This is a genomic window from Microtetraspora sp. AC03309, assembly GCF_020826795.1.
In the GTDB taxonomy this organism is placed as follows: Bacteria; Actinomycetota; Actinomycetes; order Streptosporangiales; family Streptosporangiaceae; genus Microtetraspora; species Microtetraspora glauca.
Genome location: NZ_JADDIL010000206.1, coordinates 1 through 1,257, shown reverse-complemented (window position 1 = coordinate 1,257; position 1,257 = coordinate 1). Strand labels below are relative to the sequence as shown.

Sequence of the window (1,257 nt, the reverse complement as noted above, 5' to 3'; positions counted from 1 at the left end):
AGGGCGGCCAGTTGGTCGCGGCGTCCGGACTTGCCGAGGCGCTGCAGGTAGTCCCAGCCCTGGTGGCGCGCCAGTACGGGCGAGGTGAGCGATAACTCGCGCAAGTCGTCCAGCGCCGACATCTTGGCCGGTTCTGGTGTGCGGCTGGCGCCGTGCGCCTGGGTGTCTGCGGTAGTCATGGGCACCTCTCTCGAATATCTGGTACGGAATCGTGCCTAATGTCTGGTACGGAACCGTGCCAGAATGTCTGGGTGGTGTCAACGGCCAATCGCGCTTACGGGGGCCAATCCGCCGATGCTCGGCGCCGGCAACGGCGTGAGCGTCTCGTGGATGCCGCCATGGACGTGATGACACGCAACGAATGGCGAAGTGCGACTGTCGAGAAGCTCTGTACGGCAGCCAATCTCAACAAGCGCTACTTCTACGAGAGCTTCACCGATCTCGATGGCCTGGCCGCCGCCGTCGTCGATGACATAGCCGACGGAGTACGCAGTGCGACGGTGGCGGCAGCGGACGCTGCCGCGCAGGAGCCCCTGGAAGTCCAGGCCATGGCGAGTGTGGCGGCCGCCGTGCGGGCACTCGTCAACGACCCCCGTCGCGCACGCGTCTTGCTCGGGGGTGTTGCCGCGTTACCTGAGCTCGATGCCCATCGCACCACCGTCATGCACCGGCTCACCGACGTACTCATCGGCCACGGCCGCACCGTGCACGGGGTCGAATTGGAGGCCGATCCGCTGGCGAAGGTGACGCCGGCATTCATCGTCGGTGGGACGGCCGATGCCATCCTGGAATTCGTCAACGGAGGCGTCGACCTGTCCCTCGATGATTTCATCGCGCAACTCGCCACGCTCTGGCTGATCACGGGCAACGGGGCCGCGCAGGTGGCACGGACCCGGATCTCGCCGGTTTAGTGCCAGATGTCATGTCTGCGGCGCTGTGACGAAAGTGCAGCCTTTCATGGCGGATTCCCGTGGCGGACTACTCATGGGCGCCCCTGGTCCAATCCGAAAGTCACACCCGTCAGCTCCTGGGACATCGTCCACAGCCGGGTGGCGTTCGCGTTGTCGCGCAGTGGTTTCCAGAGTTTCTGTTCCCCGGGCGGACCGCCGGTGTTCCCTGGCCATTGTGGTCCGTAGAACAGTCCGTCCTTGGCCTGGGCAGACGCCGCTGCCATGAGCGCGGGAAGTTTTGCGCTGTCCACGGTCCCGACGATGAGGCCTCGCGCTGAGAACCAGCGGATCAGGCGCACGTCGAGGG

1 protein-coding gene and 1 pseudogene are annotated in these 1,257 nt (G+C 65.4%); one reads left to right on the top strand and one right to left on the bottom strand.

Features of this window, described 5'->3' with window-relative positions; translation table 11 throughout:
* Nucleotides 1–338 precede the first annotated feature (338 nt).
* Nucleotides 339–911, top strand: coding sequence for a TetR/AcrR family transcriptional regulator (locus tag IMZ11_RS42340; RefSeq protein ID WP_225507577.1), 573 nt, complete (start codon nt 339–341; stop codon nt 909–911).
* A 71-nt stretch (nt 912–982) separates the two neighbouring features.
* On the opposite strand, the pseudogene IMZ11_RS42335 reads toward IMZ11_RS42340, so the two are convergent.
* Nucleotides 983–1,257 (bottom strand): annotated as a pseudogene (locus IMZ11_RS42335) (short chain dehydrogenase); the annotation flags it as partial.

Bases quoted from the DNA above. Each gene is read 5' to 3' on its own strand.
- IMZ11_RS42340 (WP_225507577.1), top strand. From the start codon at position 339: ATGGACGTGATGACACGCAACGAATGGCGAAGTGCGACTGTCGAGAAG.